Annotated in this window: 8 protein-coding genes; 2 read left to right on the top strand and 6 right to left on the bottom strand. The window is 71.5% G+C overall.

Annotation, left to right across the window (positions count from 1 at the left end; translation table 11 throughout):
- Positions 1 to 276 precede the first annotated feature (276 nt).
- From hemQ to ABD951_RS09285, 4 genes are all read right to left on the bottom strand, one after another.
- Entirely contained in the window at positions 277 to 972 is a 696-nt protein-coding gene (gene hemQ / locus ABD951_RS09300; protein ID WP_345343845.1) for a hydrogen peroxide-dependent heme synthase, read from the bottom strand.
- A gap of 4 nt (positions 973 to 976) precedes the next feature.
- Positions 977 to 2329, bottom strand: a complete 1353-nt coding sequence (locus ABD951_RS09295) for a protoporphyrinogen oxidase (RefSeq protein WP_345343843.1) — start codon at positions 2327 to 2329, stop codon at positions 977 to 979.
- Positions 2326 to 3423 carry a uroporphyrinogen decarboxylase gene (hemE, locus tag ABD951_RS09290; protein ID WP_345343841.1) on the bottom strand — a complete coding sequence of 366 codons (1098 nt, stop codon included), beginning with the start codon at positions 3421 to 3423 and terminating at the stop codon, positions 2326 to 2328. The genes ABD951_RS09295 and hemE overlap by 4 nt, the downstream gene beginning before the upstream one ends.
- Positions 3424 to 3543: 120 nt before the next feature.
- Positions 3544 to 4152, bottom strand: coding sequence for a hypothetical protein (locus ABD951_RS09285; RefSeq protein ID WP_345343839.1), 609 nt, complete (start codon positions 4150 to 4152; stop codon positions 3544 to 3546).
- A 214-nt stretch (positions 4153 to 4366) separates the two neighbouring features.
- Between ABD951_RS09285 and ABD951_RS09280 the strand changes: the two genes are divergently transcribed.
- On the top strand, positions 4367 to 4942 hold the full coding sequence (locus ABD951_RS09280; RefSeq protein ID WP_345343979.1) for a DUF3000 domain-containing protein: 576 nt from the start codon (positions 4367 to 4369) through the stop codon (positions 4940 to 4942).
- Here ABD951_RS09280 and ABD951_RS09275 read toward each other — a convergent pair.
- Entirely contained in the window at positions 4923 to 6158 is a 1236-nt protein-coding gene (locus ABD951_RS09275; RefSeq protein ID WP_345343837.1) for an alpha/beta hydrolase, read from the bottom strand. The genes ABD951_RS09280 and ABD951_RS09275 overlap by 20 nt on opposite strands.
- Before the next feature lie 83 nt (positions 6159 to 6241).
- Between ABD951_RS09275 and ABD951_RS09270 the strand changes: the two genes are divergently transcribed.
- Positions 6242 to 7666, top strand: a complete 1425-nt coding sequence (locus ABD951_RS09270) for a WS/DGAT/MGAT family O-acyltransferase (protein ID WP_345343835.1) — start codon at positions 6242 to 6244, stop codon at positions 7664 to 7666.
- On the opposite strand, the gene ABD951_RS09265 is transcribed toward ABD951_RS09270, so the two are convergent.
- Positions 7611 to 8459 carry an alpha/beta fold hydrolase gene (locus ABD951_RS09265; protein ID WP_345343833.1) on the bottom strand — a complete coding sequence of 283 codons (849 nt, stop codon included), beginning with the start codon at positions 8457 to 8459 and terminating at the stop codon, positions 7611 to 7613. The genes ABD951_RS09270 and ABD951_RS09265 overlap by 56 nt on opposite strands.
- Between the last annotated feature and the right edge of the window lie 80 nt (positions 8460 to 8539).

Below are 8539 nucleotides of genomic sequence, written 5' to 3'. Positions count from 1 at the left end.
GGCGGTTCCTGTCCGCACGCGGTTCCCGAACGGCGACGGTGCGACCGGATCCGAACCCGGCGATACGAGAGGCGGAACCCGCGCTCCGCCCCGCAGATCATCCGATCGTCATACCCAGGGCACACAAGGACTTCATCTTCGCACAGCACGCGGCCCGGGGCAGGGGTTCGATTCTCGACCGCACCGCCGGCATCGACGCCGGTGCGGGAGGGTGCAGTCCGCTGGGAGGCGGCGGCCGTGACCACGGTCCGGACGCCGCCTCCCGGCGGTCGACGGTCAGGGCAGCGCGTTGACCAGCTGCTCGATCGTGACGCGGGGCCCGGAGAAGAACGGCGTCTCCTCGCGGACGTGCAGGCGGGCCTCGGTGGCGCGCAGGTCACGCATCAGGTCGACGATGCGGTCCATCGCCGGGGCCTCGAAAGCCAGGATCCACTCGTAGTCGCCGAGCGCGAACGCGGGCACGGTGTTGGCGCGCACGTCCGGATAGTCGCGGGCCTCCTTGCCGTGGTCGGCGAGCATCTTGCGGCGGTCGGCGTCCGGCAGCAGGTACCACTCGTAGGAGCGCACGAACGGGTAGACGCAGATGTAGTCGCCCGGCTCCTCGCCGGCGACGAACGCGGGCAGGTGGCTCTTGTTGAACTCCGCGGGACGGTGCAGGCACGCGTTCGACCACACCGGTGCGCTGGCCCGGCCGAGGATCGTGCTGCGCCGGAAGTCCGCGTAGAGCTTCTGCAGGTCCTCGATCCGCTCGGCGTGGTACCAGATCATGAAGTCGGCGTCCGCCCGCAGACCGGCGACGTCGTAGATCCCGCGCACCACGACGTCGGTGCCCTCGAAGGACGCGAAGAACGACTGGGCGTCGGCGATCGCCTTGCTGCGGTCCTCGTCGAGGGCGCCGGGCTGGACCTGGAACACGGAGAACATCGCGTACCGCAGGGTGGAGTTGAGTTTGTCGTAATCGAGGCGTGCCATGGCCCTATCCTGCCACCGTCGCCAGCAGGCGTGTCGCCGCCGTCGTCGCGGACTGCACGCAGGCCGGAACGCCGACCCCGTGCAGCATCGCGCCCGCGACCTCGAGACCGTCGACTCCCGCGATCGCCGCCTCGAGCTCCGCGACGATCTCCAGGTGTCCGGCACGGTACTGCGGCAGGCCGCCGTGCCAGCGCTGGACGACCGCGGCAACCGGCTGATCGGTGACTCCGCTGACGGTCGCGAGGTCCGCGCGGGCGAGGGTGATCAGCTGGTCGTCGTCGGCGTCGACGATCGCGGCGTCACCGAATCGTCCGAACGAGGCCCGGGCGAGGGTGACCTCGCGGGCACCGAGGTGGGGCCACTTGCGCGCCGAGAGGGTGAACGCCTTGGCCGCGAGATCCTCGCCGGTGGCCACGAGGATCCCCGAATTGTCCGGCAGTGCCGCCTCCTTCGGGAGTGCGAGCGCGACGACGACCGACGACGCGAGCGGGATCCGGCCCGCCTGCGTGGCCGCCGCGGGCACCGCCTCGGCGAGCAGTGTCGCGGCCCGGTCCGCGGGCACCGCGACGATCACGCCGTCGACCTCGCCGACCGGGTCGACCTCCCAGCGGCACCCGGAGCGCCGCAACGACGCCCCGGCGGTGTGCGCGTGGAACTCGGCACCCGATGCCGCCGCGAGCGCGTCCAGCAGGACCCCGTAGCCACCGCGCAGTGTCCCGAACACCGGGGCGTCCGAGGGCGGCGGCAGCGCCCGCCCGACCGCCTCGGTGAGGCTCGTGGCGCCCGCGTCGAGGGCCGCGGCCAGCGCCGGAACCGTGGCCCGGACGCTCGCGGTGTCGGCCAGCCCGGAGTAGACGCCGCCGAGCAGCGGGTCCACGGACCGGCGCACCACCTGCTCGCCGAACCGCGATCCGACGAGCGCGGCGACCGAGACGTCGGCGCCACGGTCCCAGTGCAGCGGCACACTCGGTTCGGCGTCGATCCGTGCGACGGTGTCGACGTCGACGAGTCCGGCGAGCGACCCCGACGTCGCCGGAATGCCCATCAGCGTGCCCGCGGGCAGCGGATGCAGCCGGCCGCCCGCCCAGATCAGCGGCCGTGCCGACGACGGGTTCTCGACCTGATCGGTCAGCCCGAGTTCGGCGAGCAGTGCAGGCACCTCGGGCCGGCGCGCGATGAACGCCTCGGCCCCGACGTCGACCGGCCCGTCCGCGATCGGAACGGTGCGCAGCTTCCCGCCGAACCGCCCCGACTCCTCGAGCACCACGATCCGGGCGTCCGGTCCGAGCCGGGTGCGCAGCCGGTACGCGGCGACGAGCCCGGAGATGCCGCCACCGACGACCGCGATCGTGGTCACAGCGAATGCACCAGCTCCACGACGTCGGTGAGCACCGCGGGATCGGTGTCCGGGAGCACCCCGTGCCCCAGGTTGAAGATGTGCCCGGTCGCGCCGGCGGCGACCGCCCGGTCGGCCTCGCCGGCGATCCGGCGGACCTCCCGCTCGATCGCCGGCCAGCCCGCGAACAGGACGGCGGGGTCGAGGTTGCCCTGCAGCCCCTTGCCGGGCCCGACCCGGCGACCGGCCTCGTCGAGCGGGACCCGCCAGTCGACGCCGACGACGTCGGCACCCGCCTCACCCATCACACCGAGCAGTTCCCCGGTGCCGACTCCGAAGTGGATCCGCGGGACCGCGGCCTCCGCGACCTCGGCGAACACCCGCTGCGAGTGCGGCAGCACGAACGTGCGGTAGTCGGCCTCGGACAGCGCACCGGCCCACGAGTCGAAGAGCTGGATCGCGTCGACCCCGGCGTGGAGCTGGGCCTTCAGGAACGCGATCGTCGTGTCCGCGAGGGCGCCGAGCAGGGCGTGCCAGACCTTCGGGTCCGAGTGCATCAGCGCCTTGGTGCGTTCGTGGTTACGGCTCGGACCGCCTTCGACCAGGTACGACGCCAGCGTGAACGGGGCACCCGCGAAACCGATCAACGGAGTGCCGCCGAGTTCGGTGGTGAGCAGGGAGATCGCCTCGGTGACCGCGCCGACCTCCTCGGGCCGCAGTCGGGGCAGCGCGGCGACATCGGCGGCGGTGCGCACCGGGTTCGCCACCACCGGACCGGTGCCCGCGACGATGTCGAGGTCGACGCCGGCGGCCTTGAGCGGAACCACGATGTCGGAGAACAGGATCGCGGCGTCGACCTTGTGCCTGCGGACCGGCTGCATCGTGATCTCGCAGACCAGCTCGGGGTTGAAGCAGGATTCGAGCATCCCGATCCCGGCGCGGATCTCCCGGTACTCCGGCAGGGACCGTCCGGCCTGGCGCATGAACCACACCGGGCGATGGGACGGCCGGCGGCCGGTCGCGGCCGCCAGCAGCGGCGCGTCGGTCAGGCGCCTGCGGTACGGGTACCGCGCGCCGGTGGTCATCGCCGAATTCGTGTCTTCCAGATCGCTCATGTGTCCCAACGCTCGTCGCCCGGTTCGTCCTACCGGTGGCCATGCTGCCAGACGGGCGAGCTCGACACCCAAGACGGCCGCGTCGCCCGGCGCGGACCTCGCCGGGCGACGCGCGATCCCCTACCGGTCGGACGACACGAGCATCGGCTCGCGAAGGTCGTAGTAGTCGATCTCACCCATCAGCGGGCGTTCCTCGTCGAACAGCGAACGCAGGTCGTCGGGCACCGTGATGTGCTCGTGTGCGCGCGCCTCGGACTCGGTCGTGTAGTAGACGGCCTCCACGTACCCGCCGTCGGTTGCGGACGCGAACGTGCCGCCGATGATCTCCGGCCGGACCGCGGGCAGCTTGTCGCCGGCCTCGATCATCAGCTCACGCAGCCGGGGCGCGTCCGTGGTGTGCCCCTCGAGGACCTGCACGAACCCGGCGTCGTCCGAGCCGCCCCCCAGCCACTCGGTCGCGTCCGCACAGTCCATGAACGTGACCGGGCCCTCGAAGCACTGCTCGGTCTCGGCCCACCACTCGCCCTGTTCCGGTCGCTCGCTGTTGCGGCGGGCCGCCTCCTCCGATTCGAACCGCACCAGCGCGATGAACGTGCCGTCCGGGCGCGTGCCCGAGGTCGACCCGAGGTAGCCCGTGGCCCCCGGTCGCAGCTCGTCCCGCCAGCGATCCATGCATCGGCGTAATCGCGGCTCGTCCGCGACCCTGCCCTGGATGACTTGCATGAACATCAGGTGCCTCCTCCGTGACGGCGTTTCGCCGTCAGGGTGAAACCCGCACGGTGGCCGACCCGTCGCTGTCCACCGCCGGCGGACGCCGACGGCCCGCGGCCGCGACCACTGCGGCTCCAATCTTTCGCCGCCCCCACCGCCGGGACAAGGGGGGTGGATCCGGCGCGCCTCCCGCGCGGACGATGGGCGGCGGTCTACCGTCCGGACTGTGACCATGTCCGGATCCAACGCCGAGCCAGCGCCGTTCCGCAGCGCCGTCGACTCGATGCACTCGGCATCGGTCCATCCGCAGATCGAGATCGGTCCGATCCGGCCGCCGCAACGGCTGGCTCCGTACAGCTACGCGATCGGCGCCGAGGTTCGGCATCCGGACACCGACGGCATCTCCGAGCAGAGCGAGGGCGACGCGTTCGGACGGCTGATCCTGCTCTACGACCCCGCGGGGGACGAGGCCTGGAACGGCACGATGCGCCTGGTCGCGTACATCCAGGCCGACCTGGAGGCCGACCTGGCCGCCGATCCGCTGCTGCCGGAGGTGGCGTGGAGCTGGTTGGTCGATGCGCTCGACGCGCACCACGAGCAGGTGACCGCACTCGGTGGCACGGTCACCGCGACCAGTTCCGTCCGCTACGGCGACATCGCCGGCCCGCCGCACGCGCACCAACTGGAGCTGCGGGCGTCGTGGACGGCCGCGACCACCGCGCTCGCCCCCCACGTCGAGGCGTTCTGCGACGTCCTCGCCGCCGCGGCCGGGCTGCCGCCGGCCGGCGTCACATCGCTCGGCCGCTGACCGGGACGGCATCCTCCGCCAGGGCCCCCGCCCGCACCGACCCGAGGAACGCCGCGACACCGCGGATCACCTGGTCGGTGCGAATCGAGTGGAAGATGTCGAACGCGTGCTGCGCACCCCGCAGTTCGGCGTACCCGACCGGGTTGCCGGCCACGGCCCGCAGCCGGCGCACGAAGTCCCGGGCCTCGGCGACCGGGATCAGCGAGTCGTTGGTGCCGTGGATCACCAGGAACGGCGGGGCCTCGGCATGCACCTTCGCCAGCGGTGACGCGGCCAGGTATGCCTCCGGGAAGGGGGCATCCTTGCCGAGGATCATCTCGCTCAACGCGCTTTCGACACGTTGCCGAACGGCCTTGATCCCGGATTCGCCGGCGAAATCGTAGGCGCCGTAGAACGGGACGCAGGCCTGGACCGAGGTGTCGACCTCCTCGAATCCCGGCTGCAGTGCCGGGTCGTTCGCGGTGAGCGCGACCATCGCCGCCAGATGGCCACCCGCGGATCCACCGGTCACCGCGAGGAAGTCGGGATCGGCGCCGAAGCGGGGGCGCTCCTCACGCATCCAGCGCACCGCGCGCTTGAGTGCGATCAGGTGTTCGGGCCATACCGCCTTCGGGGAGAGCGGGTAGTTCACCGCCGCGCACACCCAGCCGCGGGACGCCATCTCGACCATCAGCGGCAGGCCCTGCTGGTCCTTGTTCCCGATCACCCAGCCGCCGCCGTGGATCTGCAGGAGCATCGGGGCGCCGGCCGGGGTGTCGCGATGGTGGTACACGTCCGCGTGGAAGCGGGTGCCGCCGGGCGCGTAGGCGAGGTTGCGCACCCGGCGCACCTCGGGGCGCCGGAAGTCGAACGGCCGGGCCGCGGACCGCCAGTCGAGCGGTGCGCCCGACGCCGGGTCGGTGACGCCGATCTCGGCGAGCGCGGCGGCCATCTCGGCGCCGGCGCGGCGGCCCGCGACGATGTTCGCCGTCAGCCCGGCCGACGCTGCCGCCGCCAACGCGAGGCCGATCCGGTCGGTGCGGGACCGGACGCCGTAGCGGGCGGTGTGCACGCCCGCGTCGACGATCGTGGCCGCCAGGAGTTGGGGCGCGAGCTCGGAGGTGAGCCACCCCGAGAGGAAGGCGGGAACAGAAGTGGGCATACCGGGCACCGGCCGCAGGGCGTTGACCGCGGCCGCAGCGTTGAACACCTGCCTGACCAGGAAGGACTTCGTCATGTGACGCCTTTCACGTGCAACGATGCGATATCGAGACTTGTTTCGCCGTCACACATTTTAGAACAGGTTCTAGCATGAGACACATGGAGAGACTGAGCGGTCTGGATTCCACCTTCCTCTACCTCGAGACTCCCACACAGTTGCTGCATGTGTGCGGACTGATCGTCCTTGACGTCTCGACGATCCCAGGGGGCTACAGCTATCCCGCCCTGAAAGCCGAACTGTCCGCCCGGATCCGGGGCATGCCGGGGTTCCGGCGCAAACTGTTCGATTCCCCGCTGAACCTCGACCATCCGGCCTGGGTGGAGGACAGCGACTTCGACATCGACCGGCATCTGCACCGGGTCGCGGTGCCCGCGCCCGGCGGGCGCGTCGAACTCGAGGAGCTGTGCGGACACATCGCCAGCCAGCAGATGGACCGCACGATCCCCCTGTGGGAGATGTGGGTGATCGAGGGGCTCGACGACGGTTCGGTCGCGGTGATGTCGAAGATGCACCACGCCAACGTCGACGGGGTGACGGGCGCGGGCATGATGGCGCAGCTGTGCAGCCTGACACCGGACGCACCGCGCCCCGAACCCGATCCCGACCAGCGTGAGGCCGGGCGGGGCAGCACGGTCGACCTGGCGGTCAGTGGGCTCGTCGGCTTCGCGACGCGGCCGTTGAAGATGGTGCAGGCGCTGCCCGCGAGTGTCACGGTGCTCCCGAAGTGGATCCGGCGGGCACGGCGCGGCGAGGCGATGCCGGCCCCGTTCACCGCACCCCGCACCTCGCTGAACGGTGCGATCACAGGGCACCGCACCCTGGCCTGGACCCAGCTCGACCTCGACAAGGTCAAGCTGGTCAAGAACACCTTCGACGTCAAGGTCAACGACGTCGTGCTGGCCATGGTCGGCGGGGCCCTGCGCCGCTACCTCGACGGCCGCGACGAACTGCCCGACAGCTCGCTGGTCGCGATGGTGCCGGTGTCCGTGCACGACACCTCCGACCGCCCGGGCACCAACCAGATCTCCGGCATGTTCACGCAGCTGGGCACCCAGATCGCCGATCCGGTCGAGCGCCTCCAGCAGGCCAACACGCACAACACGATGGTCAAGTCGCACAACGCTTCCCTCGGCGCGACGCTGCTGCAGGACTGGTCGCAGTTCGCGGCGCCGACCCTGTTCGGCGGTGTCATGCGGGCCTACTCGTCGCTGCGGCTGGCCGACCGTCACCCGGTGGTGACCAACCTGATCGTCTCGAACGTGCCGGGTCCGCCGATGCCGCTGTACTTCCTGGGTGCGCGGATCTCCGCGATGTACCCGCTCGGGCCGATCTTCCACGGCAACGGGCTGAACGTGACGGTCATGTCGCTGGACGGCACGCTGAACGTCGGGCTCGTCTCGTGCCGTGAGCTCGCACCCCACCTGTGGGACCTGGCGGACGCATTCGGGCCCGCGCTCGACGAACTCGTCAAGGCCGCACGCGCGACGTCACGGAAGCGACCGCGGGCAGCAGCCCCGCAGTGAACTCCCGCGACTCGAGCACGCACGCGGCGTGCCCGGCCCGCACCTCGTAGGTCGACGCTCCCGCGACCTGGCGCGCCATCCAGCGCTGACGACGCGGCGGGATGATCTGGTCCTTCGCGGTGACCACGACCGAGGTGGGCAGGGTGAGATCGGCGATCCATCCGGAGGAGTCGAACTTGCCCACCTCGGCCACCGCTCGACCGACGGCACCGGGTGCGGTGCTGCGGAACTCCCGCAGCGCCCACTCGCGGTCCCGGCCGCCCGCCGCCTCCGCGGGCGGCGGCACCGGGCCCGCGCCCGGACGCAGTGTGCCCATCGACGTGTTCAGCGCCTCCAGCGCGATCCGCTCCCGAGGCGTCCGCTTGAACGCGGTGGTTCCCGCGCACAGCACCATTCCCGCCACCCGGTCCGGGTGGGCGCGGGCCGCGAGCTGGGAGACCAGCGACCCCATCGAGTACCCGACGACGACGAACCGGTCCAGTTCCAGCACGTCGGCGAGCGCGGCGACGTCGTCGGCGCAGTCCTCGAGGGTGAAGCGATCCGAACGGATGCCGCGGCCGTGCCACCGCTGATCGAACGTCACGACCCGGCCCTTGGCGGCGAGCGTGTCGATCACCGGATACCAGGTGAGCGCTCCGGTGCAGGCCAGCGCGTGCAGCAGGATCAGCGTCGGCCTGCCGGTCGCGGTCGCCGGCCCGGAGTCGATGACGTGGGTGCTGCCCCGGCCGGGCAACTCCACGTCGCGGCCCGGCGGCAGGGCGCCGACCGGTGCGATGCTCCCCCACGTCGCCATGACCCGTCTCCTCCGTCCGACACCCAATACTGAAACGCGTTCTAGCGTAGCCGAGCCCTCTGCGTGCGCAAATGCCGCGG

Source organism: Rhodococcus olei (assembly GCF_039540555.1).
Classification (GTDB): Bacteria; Actinomycetota; Actinomycetes; order Mycobacteriales; family Mycobacteriaceae; genus Rhodococcus_G; species Rhodococcus_G olei.
Note: the sequence above shows the minus strand (reverse complement) of the source record. Positions and strands in the feature narration are given on the sequence as shown.